31 protein-coding genes are annotated in these 21643 nt (G+C 51.7%); 28 read left to right on the top strand and 3 right to left on the bottom strand.

The window, feature by feature from the left end; genetic code table 11:
• The first annotated feature begins 12 nt into the window (after positions 1-12).
• The 19 genes from Q0785_RS18790 (at position 13) to thyX (ending at position 14990) form a co-directional block, all read left to right on the top strand.
• Positions 13-171 carry a hypothetical protein gene (locus Q0785_RS18790; protein ID WP_298833831.1) on the top strand — a complete coding sequence of 53 codons (159 nt, stop codon included), beginning with the start codon at positions 13-15 and terminating at the stop codon, positions 169-171.
• A 264-nt stretch (positions 172-435) separates the two neighbouring features.
• Complete coding sequence (locus Q0785_RS18785; protein ID WP_298833828.1) at positions 436-996, top strand: sigma-70 family RNA polymerase sigma factor; 561 nt, start codon at positions 436-438, stop codon at positions 994-996.
• Between the two features lie 37 nt (positions 997-1033).
• Positions 1034-1240 carry a hypothetical protein gene (locus Q0785_RS18780; RefSeq protein ID WP_298833825.1) on the top strand — a complete coding sequence of 69 codons (207 nt, stop codon included), beginning with the start codon at positions 1034-1036 and terminating at the stop codon, positions 1238-1240.
• Positions 1237-1779, top strand: a complete 543-nt coding sequence (locus tag Q0785_RS18775) for a hypothetical protein (RefSeq protein WP_298833822.1) — start codon at positions 1237-1239, stop codon at positions 1777-1779. The genes Q0785_RS18780 and Q0785_RS18775 overlap by 4 nt, the downstream gene beginning before the upstream one ends.
• A 243-nt stretch (positions 1780-2022) precedes the next feature.
• Positions 2023-2169: a hypothetical protein gene (locus Q0785_RS18770; protein WP_298833819.1), complete on the top strand. Its 147-nt coding sequence runs from the start codon at positions 2023-2025 to the stop codon at positions 2167-2169.
• 786 nt (positions 2170-2955) lie between these two features.
• A complete protein-coding gene (locus Q0785_RS18765; RefSeq protein WP_298833817.1) occupies positions 2956-3729 on the top strand; it encodes a hypothetical protein in 774 nt (257 codons plus the stop codon).
• Positions 3729-4154 carry a hypothetical protein gene (locus tag Q0785_RS18760; RefSeq protein ID WP_298833814.1) on the top strand — a complete coding sequence of 142 codons (426 nt, stop codon included), beginning with the start codon at positions 3729-3731 and terminating at the stop codon, positions 4152-4154. Before Q0785_RS18765 ends, Q0785_RS18760 begins: the two co-directional genes overlap by 1 nt.
• 194 nt (positions 4155-4348) lie before the next feature.
• Positions 4349-5338 (top strand): hypothetical protein, encoded by a 990-nt coding sequence (locus tag Q0785_RS18755; protein ID WP_298833812.1) that lies wholly within the window; start codon positions 4349-4351, stop codon positions 5336-5338.
• Between the two features lie 38 nt (positions 5339-5376).
• On the top strand, positions 5377-7515 hold the full coding sequence (locus Q0785_RS18750; RefSeq protein ID WP_298833810.1) for a DNA polymerase: 2139 nt from the start codon (positions 5377-5379) through the stop codon (positions 7513-7515).
• Complete coding sequence (locus Q0785_RS18745) at positions 7512-7793, top strand: thioredoxin family protein (protein ID WP_298833807.1); 282 nt, start codon at positions 7512-7514, stop codon at positions 7791-7793. Before Q0785_RS18750 ends, Q0785_RS18745 begins: the two co-directional genes overlap by 4 nt.
• Positions 7793-8287 carry an HNH endonuclease gene (locus Q0785_RS18740; protein WP_298833805.1) on the top strand — a complete coding sequence of 165 codons (495 nt, stop codon included), beginning with the start codon at positions 7793-7795 and terminating at the stop codon, positions 8285-8287. Before Q0785_RS18745 ends, Q0785_RS18740 begins: the two co-directional genes overlap by 1 nt.
• Complete coding sequence (locus tag Q0785_RS18735; protein WP_298833802.1) at positions 8284-9297, top strand: hypothetical protein; 1014 nt, start codon at positions 8284-8286, stop codon at positions 9295-9297. Before Q0785_RS18740 ends, Q0785_RS18735 begins: the two co-directional genes overlap by 4 nt.
• A complete protein-coding gene (locus tag Q0785_RS18730) occupies positions 9294-9818 on the top strand; it encodes a hypothetical protein (RefSeq protein WP_298833799.1) in 525 nt (174 codons plus the stop codon). Before Q0785_RS18735 ends, Q0785_RS18730 begins: the two co-directional genes overlap by 4 nt.
• Positions 9815-9979, top strand: a complete 165-nt coding sequence (locus tag Q0785_RS18725; RefSeq protein ID WP_298833796.1) for a hypothetical protein — start codon at positions 9815-9817, stop codon at positions 9977-9979. The genes Q0785_RS18730 and Q0785_RS18725 overlap by 4 nt, the downstream gene beginning before the upstream one ends.
• 151 nt (positions 9980-10130) lie before the next feature.
• Positions 10131-10484: a class Ib ribonucleoside-diphosphate reductase assembly flavoprotein NrdI gene (nrdI, locus tag Q0785_RS18720; RefSeq protein WP_298833794.1), complete on the top strand. Its 354-nt coding sequence runs from the start codon at positions 10131-10133 to the stop codon at positions 10482-10484.
• Positions 10477-12576, top strand: a complete 2100-nt coding sequence (gene nrdE, locus Q0785_RS18715; RefSeq protein WP_298833789.1) for a class 1b ribonucleoside-diphosphate reductase subunit alpha — start codon at positions 10477-10479, stop codon at positions 12574-12576. Before nrdI ends, nrdE begins: the two co-directional genes overlap by 8 nt.
• A gap of 17 nt (positions 12577-12593) precedes the next feature.
• Positions 12594-13562, top strand: coding sequence for a class 1b ribonucleoside-diphosphate reductase subunit beta (gene nrdF, locus Q0785_RS18710; protein ID WP_298833783.1), 969 nt, complete (start codon positions 12594-12596; stop codon positions 13560-13562).
• A gap of 62 nt (positions 13563-13624) precedes the next feature.
• Positions 13625-14062, top strand: a complete 438-nt coding sequence (locus Q0785_RS18705; protein WP_298833780.1) for a dUTPase — start codon at positions 13625-13627, stop codon at positions 14060-14062.
• Between the two features lie 151 nt (positions 14063-14213).
• Positions 14214-14990 (top strand): FAD-dependent thymidylate synthase, encoded by a 777-nt coding sequence (gene thyX / locus Q0785_RS18700; protein ID WP_298833777.1) that lies wholly within the window; start codon positions 14214-14216, stop codon positions 14988-14990.
• A gap of 24 nt (positions 14991-15014) precedes the next feature.
• On the opposite strand, the gene Q0785_RS18695 is transcribed toward thyX, so the two are convergent.
• Positions 15015-15233 (bottom strand): hypothetical protein, encoded by a 219-nt coding sequence (locus tag Q0785_RS18695; RefSeq protein WP_298833775.1) that lies wholly within the window; start codon positions 15231-15233, stop codon positions 15015-15017.
• Between the two features lie 90 nt (positions 15234-15323).
• Here Q0785_RS18695 and Q0785_RS18690 point away from each other — a divergent pair, with 90 nt between their 5' ends.
• Together Q0785_RS18690 and Q0785_RS18685 are read left to right on the top strand one after the other, a co-directional pair.
• On the top strand, positions 15324-16100 hold the full coding sequence (locus Q0785_RS18690; protein ID WP_298833772.1) for an N-6 DNA methylase: 777 nt from the start codon (positions 15324-15326) through the stop codon (positions 16098-16100).
• Between the two features lie 467 nt (positions 16101-16567).
• Positions 16568-16819, top strand: a complete 252-nt coding sequence (locus Q0785_RS18685) for a DUF3310 domain-containing protein (RefSeq protein ID WP_298833993.1) — start codon at positions 16568-16570, stop codon at positions 16817-16819.
• Here Q0785_RS18685 and Q0785_RS18680 read toward each other — a convergent pair.
• Positions 16791-17213, bottom strand: coding sequence for a hypothetical protein (locus Q0785_RS18680; RefSeq protein WP_298833769.1), 423 nt, complete (start codon positions 17211-17213; stop codon positions 16791-16793). The genes Q0785_RS18685 and Q0785_RS18680 overlap by 29 nt on opposite strands.
• 83 nt (positions 17214-17296) lie before the next feature.
• On the opposite strand from Q0785_RS18680, the gene Q0785_RS18675 reads away from it, so the two are divergent.
• The 7 genes from Q0785_RS18675 (at position 17297) to Q0785_RS18645 (ending at position 21056) form a co-directional block, all read left to right on the top strand.
• A complete protein-coding gene (locus tag Q0785_RS18675) occupies positions 17297-17995 on the top strand; it encodes a site-specific DNA-methyltransferase (RefSeq protein ID WP_298833766.1) in 699 nt (232 codons plus the stop codon).
• Positions 17992-18336: a sigma factor-like helix-turn-helix DNA-binding protein gene (locus Q0785_RS18670; RefSeq protein WP_298833763.1), complete on the top strand. Its 345-nt coding sequence runs from the start codon at positions 17992-17994 to the stop codon at positions 18334-18336. The genes Q0785_RS18675 and Q0785_RS18670 overlap by 4 nt, the downstream gene beginning before the upstream one ends.
• The gene (locus tag Q0785_RS18665) at positions 18333-18572 is read left to right on the top strand and encodes a hypothetical protein (protein ID WP_298833760.1); all 240 of its coding nucleotides are present in this window, start codon (positions 18333-18335) and stop codon (positions 18570-18572) included. The genes Q0785_RS18670 and Q0785_RS18665 overlap by 4 nt, the downstream gene beginning before the upstream one ends.
• A complete protein-coding gene (locus Q0785_RS18660; RefSeq protein ID WP_298833757.1) occupies positions 18572-18976 on the top strand; it encodes a hypothetical protein in 405 nt (134 codons plus the stop codon). The genes Q0785_RS18665 and Q0785_RS18660 overlap by 1 nt, the downstream gene beginning before the upstream one ends.
• Before the next feature lie 220 nt (positions 18977-19196).
• Positions 19197-20078: a hypothetical protein gene (locus Q0785_RS18655; protein WP_298833754.1), complete on the top strand. Its 882-nt coding sequence runs from the start codon at positions 19197-19199 to the stop codon at positions 20076-20078.
• 346 nt (positions 20079-20424) lie between these two features.
• Positions 20425-20583 carry a hypothetical protein gene (locus Q0785_RS18650; protein WP_298833751.1) on the top strand — a complete coding sequence of 53 codons (159 nt, stop codon included), beginning with the start codon at positions 20425-20427 and terminating at the stop codon, positions 20581-20583.
• Positions 20584-20678: 95 nt separating this feature from the next.
• The gene (locus Q0785_RS18645; protein WP_298833748.1) at positions 20679-21056 is read left to right on the top strand and encodes a phBC6A51 family helix-turn-helix protein; all 378 of its coding nucleotides are present in this window, start codon (positions 20679-20681) and stop codon (positions 21054-21056) included.
• 370 nt (positions 21057-21426) lie between these two features.
• Here Q0785_RS18645 and Q0785_RS18640 read toward each other — a convergent pair.
• Positions 21427-21643: hypothetical protein (locus tag Q0785_RS18640; RefSeq protein ID WP_298833745.1), on the bottom strand; the 217-nt coding region annotated here is incomplete at its 5' end.

Here is a 21643-nt window from a genome sequence, read left to right as displayed (position 1 = left end):
GGGAATTCATTCATGAAAAAATTAATCGCAAAACTACTTATCGTATCGGCATTGGTGCTAGCGCCACTTGGAGCGTCATTCGTACAGCAGGACGAACAGACTGCTTCTATTGAAGAGAAAGAAACAGAGTTCAATACGTCAGCTAAAGATCCAGGCGGAAATGGCGGTTGATAAATACTAATATACACGGCGGCCCTCCTAGCGGAGGGTCGCTTTTTTTGTGTCCAAAAGGATATCCGCAATGTTCAAGAAGGTGAACTTTTGCATCAGAAGTTTATTTTCTCACTTTTCCCATTTTTACGTGATTGCCGGTGTATACTCTGAATATAATAAATTAGGAAATAAAAAACATTTAAAAAAGAATATGAAATAAATTCCCCACTAAGGGTATCGGCGGCTAGATAGTATTGTAAAACAAAAACAGGAGGTAATGAATTGAAAACAACTGACATCTTAATAAGCGAATATCAAACGCAAGGCTGCGAGATAGCCTTTAACGAAGTTTACATGCAGTACAGCGACAAAGCATTCGCAATTGCACGAAGCCGGGCACGCTACTATGGCGTCGATCAGGCGGAAGCCGAGTCCGAAGCGAACATCGCACTTTACAAAGCGATCACCGCATACGACTTGGCAGGCGGCTTCGAACCATTCCTAATAAAACTCGTAAAGTTCTACGTTAGAGACTTAGGACGCAAGCAACTACGTCAGGCTACAAGAGACAGTGAATTCTCCGAAGACGCGGCAACGTCGACGGGTAACGAGCCGGAACTTGCGGCAATAAAAAAAGAGCAGCGCGAGCTACTCCGGAATTTAACCGATAGCACGAACGACAAGAGCCGGCAAGCCCTTGCAGCGTTCGCATCAACGAAAACTTTCTCTTTCCGCGAAGCCGGCAAGCTTCTCGGAGTCGAACATAAAACGGTTCAGAATCGCATCAGAAAGATATCGGCGGGCAGCCAACACGTTTCATTAAACGAATACATTACCGCTTAACCCAATACGCGCCACTGGCGCATAAGGAGGAACCGCTATGAAAACGTCCCTATTTTCATTATACACAACGGCGTCTCAATTGAAACAACGCGGCGGCCAAACGCAAAAAACGCTACTATCGACCGACAAACACACGTTCGTTCAGGCGCGTGGCGACGTCGACTTTAACTACAACGGTTGCTACAACGCCGACGACGATCACGCCGACTACGCCCACACGCTAAAGGCGGTGCGTATCGCATGACAAACGCCAAAACTACGCCAGCACGTTACACACCGTCCACACACGCAGTCGATCAGGTAAACATTCGCTTCGGCGTTGAGAAATCAAATGTACACGCGTGGATTATCGCAGAAATGGCGAAAGCTACCTACGTTATGTCGCGGCCAGCCGGTCGGTTAATTTACGAATCAGCCGACGCTCGTATCATCGTATCAGAAAACGCAGCTACGACTATTTCCGTCACGCCGATGCAAGACGACCTGCCGGTGCACGATAAAGTGCGCGCGCTGGTTCAACGCCAGTTAACGCAAGCAATCGCAGTACACCGCAAGCAGACCCGCGCTATTAACATCGAACGCGCGAGAAAAGACGTCGCAGTGGCGCAGTTACGGCTGAACCAACGCCTGGCGAAATCGCCGGTGGCACAGACGCAGATTGATCGGAAGATTGCGCTAGTACAAGCGGCGCTCGACCGGTTGACGTTAGACCAGCGCCGGGCTGACGAAGTGTTGGAAACTGAGCGTAGAGCAGCTCGCATGTATGGCGTGGTGAGCGTATGAAAACGATGTCGGTAATACCAAGCGGTTTCAATATTATCTCAATCACGGATTATGCGTTGGAATATAACTGGTGCGGAAAGCCCGGAACTGTGTCGCTAAATTGGAACGACTTAATCGGCATATCTTACGTTGAGGTCGCAAGCGTTCGTATTTACCTGCCGGAAAAGATGGTTTTACGGAGTATGTGCAAACACACGGCGACCTAACCGTCGCCCGTCAAGCTAGACGCTTGCCTTGCCGTGAATGCCTTCGATAGTAGTAGCGGCCGTTGCAATCGCGGCGGACGCAGCGAACCAAGTAACGCCAACCGGCACCAAGGCTGTTATCGAAGGCGTCCACGGCGGGGCGACTGACCGCCAATTCAAGCGTAATGTCGTGTCGTTCATATAAGGCTCCAGAAAGAGGAAGGTTGGATAATGCGTCTTTGACGTTGACTCCATAAAAGAGTAGTACGAAGGGGTTCGTTGCAAACACGGATTCCTTCGCAAGGGTGGTAACGCCCCCTTTCCTTCCCGCCAGATATAAACGGCATCGCGAACGACTCCGAAGATGGCGAAAGTTATAGCCTAGTAATGCGCCTTAGAATCGTGTGGCCCACGGTTCCGCCTCTGCTAACGCATAGTAACGAGTAGCCTGCGCGCACTTCGGGCGCTTGAATTGGCGGGTAGTTGACCGCCGACCATCGCTATTACGCCGACCTCGCGTGGGTAAACACCGCGCAGGCCTATGTTAGCGAAATCCAGTAGTGCATTGAAACTTGCGATAGCGATATGTCGCCTGCCCCGCGTCAGGGCCTTCGCCTAGAATCGGCTAGGAAAGGTTAAAAATAATTCCGAACGGGCGCTCTTTAGCGTCGTGACGACATGGCTTTGCACAGCCGCACAGTAGGTGAGTACGGTAATCACCGACGAGGTGCTGTTCCCTCCAATAACGAGCCGGCTCAACGTCGGCTAACGGTTACTTACGAGGTGAGAAAGGTTCCTCACGCGCTAGGTTATTAATACAACGCTAAGGCTGGCACCCGATAAAGCCACGGAGCCTAGTTACCAGAGATGCAGGCCCGCCGCCCTGCCGTAAGTAACCGTTAGCGGACGCTGACCCCGCAAGCTGACGTTGTGCACGACGTTAGGAAGCGCACGGTGTACCGCACATTAAACCGAAAAGGGGACGATTTGATTGAGTCAATATACTTCAGGGGCAGACGCATTAAATTCATTAAACGCAGTAAACGAGGGCGGCTCGTCAGGTGGCGCGGAATTCGCACCGCTGAAATCGAACACTTCGTATAAAGTCCGCGTGCAAGGCACCGACAATCTTATCCGCTTCTACTCGTACGGCATCTTCAAGGTACTCAACTCCTTCACCGCTAAAAACCCGTCTACTAAGAACGCCCGCGGCTTTGCGGAATCCAACTTAACGCCGTTCGACCTCGCGTCGAAATACTACCAAGACCTCAAGTTTAAAGCGGAAGACGCAGGCGATGCAGCCAGCGCCGACAAGTACGCAATTGAGGCGTCGAAATACCGCGCCAAGGAACGTTATGCGCTTGGCTTCGCTGACCTAGCGACTGGCGAACCGATCATCGTCGACTTGTCGAAGAAACAAGCGCAAGGCGTCATGGCGGTTATCACCAAGAACGTCAAGAAACTCGACAAGGTGGCGTTCGAGCTGTCGAAGCAAGGCGCAGGCACATCGACCACCGTCATGCTGTCCGTTATTTTCGATCTTGATGAAGACCTCGACGATGCTGAACGCGCTAACTTCGCCAAACTCGAAGGCGCTGCGTTTGATATGACGCTGTTTGACGGCTTGCTGTACGAAGCTGACGACGCCGAGCAAGTCGAAAACCTCGTCAAGGCTGGCTTTGACCCGGCGCTGATCGGACTGAGCAAGGCGCCTGCAGACGATCAATCACCGCCATTTGCGCCCGACCCAACGGAGAACTTCTAATGGCGCATAAATTCAACGTAATCGGCGCGTATGCCGAATTGATTGCGAGAGCTGCGTTGCACGCTAACGGATGGAAGTCCGTTGGCTCATGCGACGCCAGTGAGGCGCACGACATTCAGGCGCGACATCCGGTAACAGACGAGTGGCGAACGTTTCAGTGTAAGACAATTCATGTACGCGAAGACCGCCGCGGCGAATACAAGGTGCCCGGCAAGAAGTCGAACGGCAGCGTCTACACCAAGTCAGACGCCGATTTGTTTATCGGTGTATTGGTCGGCGATGGCGAAGGGCCGAAAGTCTGGACGTTTGCTAACCGCGAAATAACGGAATACTGGGGCCCGCAGTCGGGCGCCGGCAAGGAATGGACGGAGTTGCCGCTGAACCTCGACCGTGCGACGTTGCACCAAGCGGAGGTGGCGATGTGAACGACGAATGCGCAAATTGTGAACGTGGTATTACGACAGGCAATCCGTATATCGCCGACGAGCGCACCGACGCCGTTTGGTGTAGCCGTAGCTGCTTCAACGACTGGGCGGATGACAACGCGGAAGAGATTATCGCATTTTACGCGAAGCACTATACACACCGATTATAAATCAGACGAAATGGGGCGTTATAAATGGCGAAAATCACGATGGCAGACGGATCAACATTCGAAGGTACTATCTCGGAATGGGTGGAGTTATCGAAAGTCGCGGCGTCCGAGGCACCAACGCAAGTCACACGTCCAATTATAAGTTACGACGAGCTTGCGGTAGGTATGACGCTGAAATACGTAGCAGAAGGGTGTAGCACATTCACGGAAAACCGCGAGTATAAGGTTGTCGATACCGATGAAGACGGTGACTTCGTAGTATTAGACGATGATGGCGTTACTTACAACGTCAGCACTTACCACGTGTATGACGAGGGAGATAATTTCGTAATCGTAGGTGAAGCGCCGAAACAAGCCGAAGACGCGCCGCTGAAGGTTGGCGACTATGTGCGAATTATCGGAGGGAAGACCGCCGTTCAAAATCTGACAATCGGAAACATCGTTGAAATCGAATCTTGCGCAATGGCGTTTGACTTCCGCGTGAAGCGTGTAACCGATGGTGAGAAGGAGTTGTTCGATGCCGAAGACCTCGTCAAAGCAACCGACGCAGAAGTAGCCGCAGCAAAGGCGCCGAAATTCAGCGTAGGCGATTACGTTCGCCCTATGTCAGCCGGTCGTTTCGGCGGAGTTGACATCGTCGCACTAGGCGAAATTAGCAACGGGCCTGACCGCGATGGTGAATACCGCGTCGATGCGTTGGACGGTAGTGACCACGATTACTTTATGCCAGCGCAACTTGAGCGCGTAACCGACGCTGACAAAGCCGCCGCACAAGAGTCAGTCGCCGAAGCCGAACGCTGGGACGAAATTGGGCGCAAGGTGAACGAGTTTAAGGCGGGCGACATCGTGCGATACCTCGGAGGTGCCTCTACCAACGGCCAACTACGAGAAGTATCGCAGGTACCGCAAGTCGGTTTCGTAAAGCTTGTCGCTGGCCCATACGGAGTAACTACTGAGCGCGTTAGTAACGTCGAATTACTAACGCCCGTCGAAGACCGTTTCGACCGCGCATAACATAAACGCAACTACACCGGAAGCGGAGGCGGCACACGATGGAACTCAAACTAACGTTAAATGACGCAAGCAACGACCGTTTGCAAGCTGCGGCCGTCAAGCGCACGGCGCACGTTGAATCGCTCGACGAAGCATGGCTGCGTATATTGGCGATGAAGAACGCCGCACCCGATCAGGCGAAGTTACTGGCGGTGCGCGACGCAATGGCCGGCGGTCAGTTAGGCCGCGCCCCGACTAGCGCAGGTAAAAGGTTCAGCAAGGCGGAAGCGCTGCGTATGTATAAGGAGTTAGCGGCGTTGCAACGTGAGTCGAAGTTGGCGGCAATGGTCGAGGGCACGCCGGCGAATTACGTGCTGGTGCTCGATGAACAAACGCTTGCCAACGTAATTCGCGACGCATTTGCCGAGTCAGTTATAGCGGTCGATACGGAAACAACGGGGCTAGACGTGTTTGTCGACGTTATTGTCGGCGTATCTATTACAACGCCAAGCACCGATCGCCACTATTACATTCCGTGTACACCGACGAAAGACGAGCGCGTGCTACCGGCTGACGTTGTGCTGGCCGCGTTGAAGCCGCTACTCGAAGACGCAGCCGTCGGCAAGGTATTCCATAACGCCATTTACGACATTAACATGTTCAAGCGTCACGGCATCGAGCTGCGCGGCTTGGCGTGGGATACACAGCCGGCTATGGCGCTGCTCAACGAAAACGAGCCGTCATTCGCGCTGAAACGCCTGGCTACGAATTACCTCGGCGAGCCTAGCGATACTTTCGCTGAGTTGTTCGGTAAGGGCGCTCAGTTTGCCGACGTTCCGCTGGACATTGCGCTTGTATACGGCGCTAAAGATACCGACATTACCTGGCGCCTGTACGAGTTTCAACGCCTGCACCTCGCCAAGATGCCGAAAGTGCTCGATTACTATCTGACGGTTGAGGTGCCGCTGATCGAGGCGGTTATTGCGATGGAACGCACAGGCTTCGACATCGACGTCAAGTATGCCCGCGAATACGGCATTACGATGCAGGCCGACATTGCGCGGCTGGAAGGCGAACTACATGACGCGTTAGGCGGTATCAACCTTAACTCGCCGCCGCAGCTCAAAGAAGCGCTCGAACGCGTAACCGGACAAAAGCTCGAATCAACCGACGCCAAGCGCGTGCTGAAGCCGTTGGGCGCCAAGTATCCGATAATCGCCAACCTGCTCAAGTACAAAGAGCTGACGAAGCTGTACTCGACGTATATCAGCGTATTGCCCGAAAAGATTCATCCGGTGACAGGTAAGCTACACGCAAGGTTCAACGCTAACGGCACGGTGACAGGGCGCTTCAGTAGCGGTGGTAACGGGGTTAACTTGCAGAATCAGCCGTATGACGCACGCAAGCTATTCGTAGCACCTGACGGTTATGTTATCGTGGGCGCCGATTTTAAAGCGCAGGAAATCCGTTGTGCCGCCAACAAATCGCGCGAGCCGGTTCTGATAGACGCATTCGCCGACGGCGTTGATCCTTACGCATTGCTAGCCGCTAAGCACTTTAAAAAGCCGTACGACGAATGTTACAAGAACCCCGACGGCAGCGATACTGTGGAACGCAAGACAATGAAAGTCGTAATGCTCGCCGTTCTATACGGTATGGGAAGCGGCACGCTGTCATCCTCGCTAAAAATTACGATGGACGAAGCACGCAAGTTCCTCGCAGACTTCTTCGTATCATACCCCGCAATTGACGCATGGATTAAGGAAACGCAGACCTTCGCAAAACGCAACGGCTATGTATGGATCGGCGACGGCAAACGCAAGCGCCGACTACCTGAAGCCAAGCGCAAAACGACGGGATATGTGCCGGAAGTACAGCGAGCACTACGTCAGGGCCCCAACGCACAAATACAAGGCGAGTCAGCGATTCAGACGAAGACAACGCTCATTAACTTGCACCGGCTTTGTCAGGAACGCGGATGGCGGTTATATGCGACCATTCACGATGAAATGCTCGTATTGATGCCGGAAGACTTTACGCCGGCCGATATTGCAGCGTATGAGGCGGTAATGATTGACTCGTATCAATTCGGCGACGTGCCTAACGGTACAGACATCGAGGTGGCGAGAAGATGGGGCGAAGGCGTGCCGGTCGACGAATGGTTTAAGCAACGCAAATCGAAGGAGGCGATCTCATGACGCAACTAACCCTACGCAAGATATCGAAACCAAACTGCCGGCCATGCGCCGTGCTGACGAATTACCTTGAGAGCATCGCCGTCGACCTACTGGCGCTGGACGTTAACGTAGCTGAACACGACATTGCCGACGATCCTGCGTTAGTTGAGCGTTATAACTTATCGAGCGTGCCGGTGTTGGTGCTAGAACGCAACGGATACGAAGTTGGACGGCTAAACGGATTGGTATCGACGACGGAGATATTAGACGCGGTTAAGGCCGCTAAGGAGGACGTTTAATGACGATTGAAATACCTCTAACGCAAGGTAAAGTTGCTATCATTGACGCTGAAGATTACGCGTTAGTTAGTAAATATAAATGGTGCTTTTCCTCTTCAATAGGATACGCCGTTTCTCGACATTACGTCGACGGAATCAAAAAACCTCTACTACTACACCGCTTAATTATGAACGCGCCAGCTCATTTGGTAACGGATCATATAAACAGAATTCCTCTAGATAACCGCAAACAGAATCTACGCTTATGCACTAAAGCCGAGAATAATCGGAACATGCCCGTCAACAGAAAGAATAATAAGAGTGGATACAAAGGTGTCTACTTTTCGAAAGCTAGAAGTAAGTGGGTTGCTAACATCCGTAAAGATGATAAATCTATTTACTTAGGGATATTCGAATCGAAGAATGACGCAGCTCGTATGTATAACTTCTGGGCAGTCGACATGTTTGGTGAATACGCGAACTTAAATATTATAAATGAGGATGTGGTCAATTGAGTCAGCAAATGGCGGAACAAATCGCGAAAGACTTATCCGATTACCTTGACGAGTTTCACAAATACGACCAACCATACGACGATAAGATGGACGCTGAATTTTACGAACAGTATGCGCGAATACTGCGCGAACAAGCGAAGTGGGGTTACTTTAACTGGAAGACAGCGCCCGACGGAACGCCTCGCCCTACGTTTGGGCCTAGTAGTGCTGGTAAGTCTGAGCGTGAGCTGTATCAAAAGTCGATTAAATCGAAGAAGGACGAGCGCGAATGGACGATTAACCAGCGTGATTGGGTCGGTCTTGGCGGAAGTGTGGGCGGTTATATTCAGCGCGAGATAATGCTTGCGGAACGCCACTTCAAGAAACTTACAGGTAAAGAGCCTCGCTTTAAATTCGAGCGTACCGAACGCAATGAACCGGCATTTGAACATTTTAAAAAGGCGATGCACGAAGTCGAACATGACGGCGAGAAGTTCGCAATCCACGGCTTGCCTGATGGTATTCTCGAATATGTCACGGACGATGGCGAAATCCTACGTGTAGGACTCGAAGTTAAGTCGTTCCAAAAAGGTTGGTCGGCGTTTAAGGCCCACAAGGAAGCGAAAGAAGATCACGTGCTGCAGACGGTTTGCTACTCGGATATGTACGGACTTGACTACGTTGTCGTTCTGTATCACTTAACGTATGGCGTCGATTGGTTTAAGCATACGATTTCCCGCAATAAGATTTATGGCGTCCATATCACGGATGATATGCGCGATAACGTTAAAAGTAAGTTCGCCCGCGTGACGAAAGCTTGGCGCACTAAAGAGGCACCGCCAGTTGACCTGTTCGCGATGCGCTTTAATGATTACCGCCAAGCTATCGCCGAATCGTTATCAGACGATGAATTCGAAGACATCAAAGCACAGACTAAGCGGGTTATGAAGTCAGGGCTGCCGGAATGGAAGAAGCAAGGCGTATTCGATACGTATGAGTTCTTCCGTGAAGTTCGAGAGGCTGCGAAATGACGCGCGTATTGGCCTTCGACATAAGCATGACGTCGCCGGGCGCCGCTGTTATCGAAGTTAAAGCCGGCAAAGCGCGCATTACCGCATTAAGTAGCATCCGCCAAGACGCCAAACGCGACCACGGCTTGCGCGCCGACATTATCGAGTCGTGGGCCACGCTATTTATCGCCGAACACGTTGGCAAGCACGGCTTTGACGCCTGCACTCGCGAAGATTTCAACGGGCGCACGTCGGCGCAAAACTATCCGGTGTTCGCCGCCTGGTCGGGCATACAACGTGCTTGCGAAAAGTTCGACGTTCAGTTTACGCCGTGGGTCGAACCCGGCAAACGCGCGACGCTCGGCCCGACGCCATCGAAGGTGAAGCTAATAGTCGCCGGCAAGGGCAGCGCCGACAAAGACGAAGTGGCCGACGCAGTGCGCCGCTGGACTGGGTACGCTGGCACGTTCGAAAATGACGATCAAAGTGACGCGGCTGCGGTTGGGCTTGCGTATCTAATACGAAATGGGGCGATTAAATGAAAACGTACTTACTAGCGTTCGCTATCATTATTGCGCTGCACTTAGTAGCCGCGCTGGCTGACGCATTCACCGTACTAAGCAGCGACCAATACCTCGTCTATATTCTCGTCGGCATTGCGGCGTACGTCGTGGCTGAACGTCAGGTTGGTGGCGACGATTGAGCCTAACGCCTGCACAAGCGCTCGTATACGTCGAAGAACGCAAGGCCGAACTGCGCTACGACTTAGCCCGCGTCGACGAGCGCCGCAGTGAAATAAAAACGCAGTTGGCGACACTGAACGACCAGGCGAACGCCCTTCGCGGTGAGCTGTAATGCTCGTAGTTTACGCATCGCTGACCGGCAACGTACGGCGGTTTGTCGCATCGCTGGGCGAGCCAGCCGTTGAGTTTACCGCACAGTCTGCTGCAGCCGAGCCGTTTATATTCGTGACCTACACGATTGGCTTTGGCGAAGTACCCGCTGGCGTCGACGAATGGCTTCAGTCTAATCGCGCCAACCTGCGAGGCATAGTCGTTAGTGGTAACCGAAACTGGGGCGCAAACTTCGGCAAGGCTGGCGACATATTAGCCGCTCGCTACAACGTACCACTACTACGCAAAATCGAACTAGCTGGCACAGCCACGGACATACGAACGATAATCGAAAGGATGCGATTAATTGAGTAATACGCCAAAGTACGTCGAACTGAACAACGCAATAATGACCCGCGATGCCGAGGGCACGATTCAATTCGGCAAAGACGCTGCAGCCGCAAACTCCTACTTCCTAGACTACGTTAATCAAAACACCGTATTTTTCCACTCCCTGCGCGAAAAACTCGACTACCTGCTCGAAAACGACTACTACGAAGCCGACGTGCTCGATCGCTACACATTCGACGAAATCAAAGCCGTTTACCAGGCAGCGTACAGCTACAAGTTCCGCTTTCAATCGTTCATGTCGGCGTTTAAGTTTTACAACGACTATGCGCTGAAGACGAACGACGGCGCGAAGATACTCGAACGTTACGAAGATCGCGTGGCAATCGTGGCGTTGTTCTTCGGCAATGGCGACGCAGCCAAAGCGCTCGACTATGCCGGCCTAATGATGCGTCAGGAGTTCCAACCGGCCACGCCGACATTCCTCAACGCAGGTCGACAGCGGCGCGGCGAATTAGTGTCGTGCTTCCTACTCGAAGTTGGCGACAGTTTGAACGATATCAATATGGCGGAATCGACCGCGAAGCAATTGTCGAAAATAGGCGGTGGAGTTGCGTTGAACCTATCGAAAGTTCGCGCAAAAGGCGAGTCGATTAAAGGTATCGAAAACGTCACGAAAGGCGTCGTCGGCGTTATGAAGATGCTCGATAACGCTTTCCGCTACGCAGATCAGCAAGGCCAGCGGCCCGGTAGCGGCGCGGCGTACTTGACGGTGTTTCATGCCGATATACACGCGTTCTTGGACACGAAGAAGATTAGCGCTGACGACGACGTGCGCGTGAAGACGTTGAGCATTGGCGTGGTTATTCCTGATAAGTTTATCGAGTTAGCGCGCGAGGATCGCACGGCATACGTTTTCTACCCGCATACCGTTTATAAAGCATACGGCCAGCACCTCGACGAAATGGATATGGATGAAATGTACGACGTATTGGTTGATGATCCGCGCGTTCGCAAGGACGTTATTAAACCGCGTCAGCTGCTCGAAAAGCTTGCGTCGGTACGTCTTGAATCCGGCTATCCTTATATCATGTTCGCCGGCAACGTGAATAAAGTGCACGCGCTAGAAGGTACGGTGAAGTTTTCGAATCTTTGTAGCGAAATTTTGCAGCGGTCGGAAGTTTCGTCGTACACCGACTACGGCGAAGAGGACGTGCTCGGCTATGACATTTCCTGCAACCTTGGCTCGCTGAACATTGCGAACGTCATGCGCCATAAAACAATCGGCGATAGCGTTGGCTTATCTGTAGACGCCTTAACGCGAGTTGTCGACTTCACAAACGTAACCAACGCGCCAGCAGTTGCGAAAGCTAACCGCGAAATGCGTTCGATCGGCTTGGGCGCAATGAACCTGCACGGCTACCTGGCGCAAAACGGCATTGCGTATGAGTCCGCCGAAGCTATCGACTTCGCTAACGTATTCTTTGCGGCGGTTAACTTTCACACGCTGCGACGTTCGATGGAAATAGCGCGCGACACCGGTGAGACATTCCGTGGCTTTAAAGAGAGCGCCTACTCAGACGGCACATACTTCGCCGACTACTACGATCTCGAAACCGGCTTCCTACCGCAGACACCAAAAGTAGCAGCGCTGTTTGCAGACGTTGAGTTGCCGACGCTGGCCGATTGGATGGCGCTCGCCGACGATATCATTGACCACGGTTTATATCACTCATACCGCCTTGCAATTGCTCCAACCGGCTCGATCAGCTACGTGCAATCGGCGACCGCGAGTGTGATGCCGATAATGGAACGCATCGAAGAACGCACATACGGAAATTCGAAGACGTACTATCCGATGCCCGGCCTGTCGCCTAAAACGTGGTTCTTATATAAAGAAGCGTATGACATGGATATGTTTAAAGTCGTCGATTTGATTGCGACAATTCAGCGTCACGTCGATCAGGGCATTAGCTTTACGTTGTTCCTACGCGACACCGTGACCACCCGCGACATTAACCGCATTGACTTATACGCACACCACAAAGGTATTAAAACGCTGTACTACGCACGTACGAAAGATACGACGCAAGACGATTGTCTATCCTGCACGGTCTAATCGAAAGGGGCGCTCACATGACGCAGACATACACCGCGGCGAACTGGTCGCAAAAAGACGATAACTTTACGCAGTTGTTTTACGAGCAAAACGTCAAGCAATTTTGGCTGCCGGAGGAAATTGCGTTAAACGGCGATTTGCTAGTCTGGAAGTCGATGTCACACGCCGAGCAAACGACCTACATGCGTGTGCTTGGCGGGCTGACTTTGCTCGACACGGTACAAGGAAACAACGGTATGACGGCAATCAGCGATGCCATTGAAGGTCACCAACGCAAGGCCGTGCTGACGTTTATGGCGATGATGGAGAACGCCGTACATGCGAAATCCTACTCGAATATCTATCTGACGCTTGCCACTACATCGGAAATCAGCGCAACGTTCAACTGGGTTGAAACTAACCCGCAGCTACAGCGCAAGGCGGCGCTAATAGACCGATACTATGCCGAAATAAACGACGGTGAGATGTCGTTATACAAAGCGTTGGTTGCGTCGGTCATGCTCGAAAGCTTCCTATTTTATAGCGGCTTTTATTACCCGTTGCTATTAGCGGGGCAAGGTCGCTTGACGAACAGCGGAGAAATTATCAACTTGATTATTCGCGACGAGTCGATTCACGGCGTTTATGTCGGCCTGTTGGCGCAGGAAATCTACAACCGTCAGCCGGACGCTGTACAAACCGAGCTACATGAATGGGCAGTCGAATTGCTGCGGGAGCTTTACTCTAATGAAGTCGTTTATACGGACGATTTGTACAGCGAAGTTGGGCTGGCGCACGATGCTAAGCGGTTCCTACGGTATAACGCAAACAAGGCGTTTAGTAACATCGGCTTTGCGGCACACTTCGACGAAGAGGCGCAGAATCCGATCGTGATTAACGGGCTGTCGACGAAGACGAAATCACACGACTTCTTTTCGCAAAAAGGTAACGGCTATAAGAAAGCGACAGTTGAGGCGTTGCGTGACGAGGATTTTATTTTCGCGTAATTCCCCAAAACGGGTTTCGCGGCTAGATAGTAGTGTAAGCAATTAACGAAGGAGGCCGACGCATGAATAACCCGACCGAACGACGCAATTTAGGCAACGGTATTGTCGCAACATCGCCAGCACGGCGCCGAGAGGCGCAACCAGCCGCCAACCTACTCGCTGAAATGTACGCAAAGCAAACGGAACTAGACACGCGAATCATTACGGAACGCCTAGTCGATAAATCTGTAGACGAGTGGGTGATCGGCTTAACTATCGCAATGGAGTCGGAACTCGACGAAATCCGCCGCGAGGTCAATTGGAAGTGGTGGAAAAACGCCAAGCCAATCGACAAGCCGGCGCTGCGGGGCGAAGTTATCGACATGTGGCACTTTATGCTGTCGCTGTCGCGCGTAGTTGGCTTAGAGCCTGCGGACATTCACCGTTTGTATATGGAGAAGAACGCCGAGAATCACGTAAGGCAGGACGGCGGTAGCGCGAAAGAAGGATACGCCTTATGAACGCCTACACGTTTCTTGCGATTCACAACACCGTCCTGTGCGCAATGACAGCCGCAGCAGTATACGTAACCGAAAGCCTATGGGCGTTGCTGCCGCTGGTGTTTATTAGCACGGCGGTTACCGCGAAGGTACAACCGAAGGAGGGCGCTAAATGAACGTAACACTGATGGCACACACACAGTTAAGCGAAGGCTACAGTAACTCGATATACTACACGTTTAAAGACTCGGAGGAACTAACTGACGAATTTACCAGCGGCCAGGCTATCGCACTGAGCGCAATTCGAACGTGCTACAGCGCCAACAAGCCGTCTGAAATCGTCGCCAAGGAAGGCGCGAAATACTTCGGCAACAAAGCGACTGACGGCGCAGCAGGCACGGAAGCCGACCGCTTGATTCGCCAAATTGTCGCATCTAAACACTTATCGACCGTCGAGCACCTAACGTTTACCTTCGCAGTAGAAGGCGTCAGCCGAGCGCTACTGGCGCAGCTCACACGGCACCGAGTCGGATTTAGCTTCAGCGTTCAGAGCCAGCGTTATGTGCGGTTCGGTAGCGCAGATCGGTCGGGCGGGTTCGATTATGTGACGCCGGACAGCGTAGAGAAAAGTGACAAGCGTTACGAATTTGATCCGCTTCATGGCATTGACGCATCTGTAACGCAGGTATTCGACAAAGTAATGCGTGATAGCCAAGAAGCGTACGACTTACTGCGCTCTCTCGGTATTCCAGCCGAAGACGCACGCGCAGTCCTACCGCAAGCAGCCGCCTGCAACTTAGTTATGACGGCTAACTTACGCAGCCTGCTCGACTTCTACGTTAAGCGCAAGGCTGGCAATGGCGCGCAGGGCGAAATAGCTGCGTTAGCTGAACGCCTGAAAGACGAAGTGGTCGCGGTCGAGCCGTGGACGGAATCGTTCTTTAAGTAAGCGCAAATAAAAAAAGCCGCCGACTTAGTAACTGTCGATGGCCCACGTGATATTTCCGTATTGTGATCGGTCGCCGTTCGCGATGATGATTTCAACGCCGTATACTTCGCCCGCGCTGTCCGTTGTAAGTTCGATGTGGTCGGCGCTTCCAGCCATAGCTGCTGCGTAATTACATGTGTCGTTCATACTTGCGACTGCAAAGCCGGCTTTCTTTAAGCGTTTGATTGCGGTAGTTAATTTCATCCGTATCAGCTCCGTTTCATTTATTAACGTAATCTTACCACTTAATAGCGCAAATGTCAACGATTATTATAACGGAGGTGCACGCATAAAATGACGAAACCAACCACGCAGGAAATAAACGCAATGCTCGGCATTACGGACTCGTATCAAGCGCCAGCCGCGCTAATGGCGATCCTCTACGACAAACCCCGCCGCGAGCTACTGTTCACCGCCATGCTTGAGGCGCATAGATTCGACGTAACCTACGACTGGTTTACGGATTACTTTCAAGACGAGCACGCTGACCGTAAGACGCAGAAGCAAGACTTTACGCCACGATCCATCAGCACGTTGCTATCGCATTTAGTTGGCGAAACGGCGTCAGGCGACGGCTCTTATTACGAACCAGCGGCCGGTACTGGTGGCATTACCATTACGCAGTGGCAAAACGACCGCATTCAGCACAGCCCGTTCGACTTTAAGCCGAGCTGGTACATTTACACCGTCGAAGAACTAAGCGACCGCGCTATGCCGTTCTTACTGTTCAACCTCATGATTCGCGGTATGAACGCAGTAGTCGTGCACGGTGACGTACTAACTCGCGAGGCTAAGGCGGCATATTTCGTACAGAATGACCGCGACGACCATTTGACATATAGCTCGCTGAATCGCCTACCGCAGAACGATGCTACGGCCGAACTATTGGCGGTCACATGGGCGAACGCTTACGCATTTGCCGAACACACAGAAAGCCCTGTCGTATGGCACGGTATGCCAGCGTTCAACCCCGACAGACCCGAACGCGGCGAAGTTAGCGATTTCACTAAAGCGATATATGCGCTATGTGGCGACACTAGCTATATTACGGAAACGGAGGCGTTAAAATGAGCGCAATAATTGAGCATGAAGGCGTTAAGTATCGGAAGGTTGGCCGGGTGGCGCGCGACGGAGAGTTGATTCAGATGGAAGTGGACGATTATATGAATGATTACGATAAAGGCGACATATTCACGGTACAAGGCGGTGCGTTCGTCGATAAATCGGGAGATTACCGGTCTATACACATGCATAAAAACGCCGTACTCGAACCCGTGCCACACGCCATGCCGAAGCTAACCGACGCCAAGCCGGGCGACACTGTGCGAATCACTAACGCTAATGACGTCGCCAAAGCCGGCTATCGGACATGCGATACATTCGAAGTGGCGCTCGTTTGGGAAGACTGTAACGGCGTTGATGCGCTTGATGCTCGCGGTAATTGTCACGAGCTATACGCAGAAGAATTCGAAGTAGTGACGCCGCCGCACAACGACAGCTTCGGCGAACAGCTTGCGCAAAGCCTCGAACAAGCCGCGCTGCTGGCCGAAGCATATGACGCCGACAACGTAAAAAAGCCCGCGCATTACACGCAGGGCGGCGTTGAAACTATCGAATACATCGAACAAGTCACCGCAGGCTACACGGACGGCTTCGTTGCACATTGTGCGGGCGTCGTTATCAAATACGTCAGCCGCGCGCCGCATAAGCACGCAACGCCGACGGAAGACTTACGGAAAGCTCGCGAATACTTAAACTTCGCTATTGCTCGGCTCGAGTCGCAAGCTTAAACGCCTGCCAGCTACGTCCGTCGGCATCTACGTCGCCTATCGACTCAAAGCGCCACGGCCCGTCGTCCTGGTTGAGCGCAAACTTAGCGTATAGCCACTTGCCGCTTATATAACCGCGCTTGTCGACTTTAAACAGCTTAGCGCGTGGTGTAGATTCAACTTCGTCATACTTGCGCAAGGCCACGACTTGGTTTACCGGATCAACCGACACGTAGACGCGGCCTGCCGTCTTGTAAATACCGAGGCGATTCGTTACAGCGCTACCAAGGCGCAGGCGGCCGAACCGGTCGAGGCCCAGCGTCATAGCGCCGGTGGCCGCGCGCAGCATGTCGGCGTCGGTGACGGGTTGTAGCGTAATGCGGGCGTGGTTGCCCGCCGAGTTTAGATTAGTCATAGCGTAATTACCTCCGGTGCTGTTTACGCATAGTATACCGCAGCAGGACGTTAATAGCAACGTATAGAAAGGGAGGCGTTAATTTGACGATTGAATTAAACCGCGTGTACCAGCAAGACTGCCTCGAAGGAATGGCGCAACTGCCCGACCATAGTGTCGACTTACTCGTATGTGATCCGCCATACGGCATCGACTTTTCTAGTAACTACCGTAAGCATTCGGTGTTAAAAAGTACCGGCGGAATTGCAGGCGATGGGTTGGATAACACCGACTTCCTGGGTCGGGTAATAGCCGAAATCGACCGCGTACTAAAGCCCGGCTCACACGTTTACTGGTTTACGCGGTGGGATCGTGTGCACTTGCAACAGCCGCTGTTAGCCGAGTATTTCACGATGAAGAACGCGCTCGTGTGGATGAAGAATAACTGGTCGATGGGTGATTTAGCCGGTAGTTATGCGGGCCAATACGAAACGATCCTATTCGCGCAAAAGGGACGCCGCACCCTTAACGAAGTTGGCGGGCGAAAACGCCACACCGACATCCTGCAGTTCGACCGCATTTCCCCTCAAAAACTACGTCACTCGCATGAAAAACCCGAAGACTTAATCGAATTTCTACTAAGTAAGTCGTCAAACGAAGGCGACGTCGTGCTTGATCCGTTTTGCGGGTCGGGGACAACAGCCGCGGTAGCCGCACGACTTAACCGCCAATTTATTACGTTTGAACTCGACGCCGATTACGTGGCTATCGCAAATCAACGTCTAGCGGAGGTGGCGCAATGACCGCAACTACCGCAAAAGCAGCGCTTCAACAAACTGGCCAAGCCCGCGCCACTTTGCAGGCCTACCACGCGCTAACCGAACGCCAGTATAAAGGCGACGTCGACGCAATCGTGGCGCTGGCTGACCTTGCTGTGGCGGTCGAACGCGCTAAGCTGACCGCAAGGCAGGCCGAGGCGTTACGGCTGGTGTACGGCGCTGATATGACGCAAGCCAGGGCGGGCGCGGCGATGGGCGTGACGCGAGAAGCCGTGTCGATGACTGTCACCCGCGCGACTGAACGAATACAAGCAGTATACGACGAATGGCAAGCGAAAGAAATCGAATTGGAGGCGGTCGAATGATTATTGTTGAGCGACAGATAACGATTGACGAAGACGAGATGCGCGCAGGATTGACGTTAGAAATTGACGGTAAAATGATGTTTAACGTTAGGGACGGAGAATCGGAGGATAGATTGTTGTTCCGGGATTTCCATGACTGTTACGCAATAAAAGAGTTACTCAAATACGCGTATGAAGCCGGTAAAGCAGGCGAAGAGTTTGAAATCGAAGTTATTAAGGAGGTGGAAGACGTTTAATGACGATTATTCCGCAGTATACCCCTCATATTGCGCGCACACAGGCGCATGAACAAATCTCCTTACTATGGACGTTAGCTAAATCCGCTAAAAAGGCCGGCAACCCCTCGCTAGTCGGCGATATTGTCTCTAAAACGGCTGAAATCACCGAACGCTACTACGATAACTGCGGCAAACACGCGCCGGCTGATGTTTTAGAGCGTTTGGCTTCGCTAATATTGTTCGATGACATCACCGATCCGCACCCGGACAAGATGACTCGCGAAGAATATCCGATAATGAGCGAAAGTCAGCGCGACGAACGCCTTGCCGACGAGGTAAGCGACGTCTGGGCCGATGCTGTTGCGACAGATGGCCGTGATTATTCGCTACCGACGCGAGAAAACCGTAGAAAGTTGCGATAGTAACGTTACGTTTTAAGGCGTTAGTTGGCTATACCTTATAGGAAATACTTTACAGCGCGCAAACTCCGTTAACCACACGGCAAGGCGCGCTCTTTCTATTTAACTGAAACGTGTAAATATGCCGGTATTGTATCAGGATGTTTGTAGGGGAAACGCATGAGTCGGGTATACTCCGGCCGCCCTTACGTATTTTTTAATTATACGGAGGTCTTGCGCATTTATGGTTAATAACGCAATCGAACGATATACAGACGACAGTGGCCGCGACATTGTATACGGCTATGCTGACGAAGTTTCTATACAAACGAACGATACGCTTGAAGAGTGGGCGGAAGCAAAGCGTCTGCGTGAGTTACGAGAGTCAGGGCCAACGCGCTACTACGTTAATTGCTACCACGATACGGCGAAGCTATTAAGTGAAACGCTGAAAGTAACGGAATTAGGCGCACTTATGAAGCTAGTACCTTATTTGCGTATTAACAGCGGTGGCAGGCTTTATCACAAAGGCAACCGCATGACAGCCGCAGCAATTGCGGGCGTGCTCGGTAAGGGTAAACGCACCACGGACGCTATTCTTAGCGACTTGGCGGCACACGGCGTATTGACCACAGAACGCAACGGTCGGTACGTTGTTTACGGCATTAACGAGCATTACCACTCGATCGGTAAGCACGTCAGAAAAACGTATTATACGAAGGTGTATCAGGTGAAAACGCGCACGGACATCGCTAATTTGACGATTCAAGCAGCGGGGTTACTGTATAAGATGATTCCGTATTTCAACTTCGAGTATTGCTGCTTATGCGTTAATCCTAACGAAACGGATCAGGAGAAACTACGTTATATGTCGCACATTCAACTGGCGCAATTAATCGGCGTCGACCGCAAGTTTGTCGATAGGTATACGAAAGAGCTGCGCAAGTACGGCTTCATATCGTCGATGCTGTTTTATGAGGCGGAATTATACGTCATAAATCCCGATGTCATGTACCGCAAGCGAGACGAATATACGCAGTACGCTGAAATGCTACGAGGCTTATTCGCAATGGGTGAGCGTTGTGCTGACCAAGTAAACGTTAAACGCGGCGACCTGCCGTATTAGCGTTGGGTCAAATACTGCAATCTAACGGCTATTTTGGGTCAAATACTGCAATCCATTAAAGCGGGCTGCGCCCTACGGAGAGTAAGCACGGAGGCACTTTTAGGGGTGAAAATCCTCTTCTCTTGTATAGGCGAAAAGCAGGCGTTAAAGGTATATACGTTAATAAGCGGTACTAAGGTCAAGTACGCTGCCGCATTTAAAAGCATGCGTCAGGTAGTTTAGTTAACGTTGATCCTGGGCGTTAGCACAGGCAGGTCTTAGTTACTTTATATACGCTAATAAAAGCCTTGTCCCGGAAAGTATGCGTAATTGGGGACGAGTTATAAACGGAAGGAGCTGCGCAGTTATGGCGAAGAAAGTAACGTTCACTATGTCGGTTACATACGACGATTACGAGGTTGGCGCATTAGCCGCAATCGAGAACGCAATGCTTAATATTGACGGAATATACGAATGGACTAGCGAAGAGTTATCCGTAGAAGACGTTGAATACGAGCAAGAGTAACGAAAGGGGCAGCGCACCAATGACGGAATTAGACGTTTACTACGACAGAGCATTCGTCACACAGACGCAGTTAACCGGAGAGGAGGAACGCAACAATGGCGAAGAGATTATCGGAGTTACAGATCGCAGCAATCGAGCTACTAAGCCGACCGAAACGCGACGGCAAGACGTTTAAACAAATCGCCGAAGAAGTAGGCGTTGTGGAGAAGACGATTCACCTATGGCGTAAGGATGACCGCTTTAATGACGAATTGAAGCGTGAGATTGTCCGCAAGACGCTCGATAGACTACCGGAAATAATGGAGTCGATACCCGATCATATTATTAACGATGGTAATGCGGCACTGTTTCGCACGCTACTACAGGCGCACTCATTGTTAACGGACAAAGTCGAGGTTGAGACGAAGGGTGATAGCGTTGATATTGCGACCATTAAGGCGCAGATAGAACGGATGCGAACAGACCGCGACTAACATACGTGTATGTGGCGCCTATTATATAGTAGAAACTCAAACGCAGGTATGTGCGTAGGGTACAGTATAGGCGGCTAGTAGGACGCAGGTAGCATCGTGAGGGCAGGCGTGTAGTACGCATAGGGCACCGGGCATACACCGGGTGCAAGCCATCAGCGCGCGTGACCCTAAACGCTTTGACCATCGCACCAACCACGCTCAACTAACGCTATTAATATACACGATCTTATACATTCAGCGCTGATATTGGCGATATAAGAACGTTGATATAGCGCATGTTACCGAGTGCATAAACGCTTGGTGTTACATACGATGGTGCGAACGTTGATATGACGCTGTTCTCAGTGTATCATAAGCGCATTAAGTAACATTAAATATACAACGTAATGATTAACGTATACAACGGCGTATATAATTTAATTTGCGGATTTATTTTCACGCTGACCCCAAAGCCCACATACGCAGATCGTCGCTCCTTGGCGGTCTCATACGCGGATTTCAAAATATCGCTTTGACAAATAAAAATCATAAACGAGTGCCCGCATGTGCTGGCGCTCTTTTCTTCGTGGAAAAATAAGGAGGATGAC

Origin of the sequence: uncultured Planococcus sp. (genome assembly GCF_947501725.1) — a bacterium.
In the GTDB taxonomy this organism is placed as follows: domain Bacteria; phylum Bacillota; class Bacilli; order Bacillales_A; family Planococcaceae; genus Planococcus; species Planococcus donghaensis_C.
Note: the sequence above shows the minus strand (reverse complement) of the source record. Positions and strands in the feature narration are given on the sequence as shown.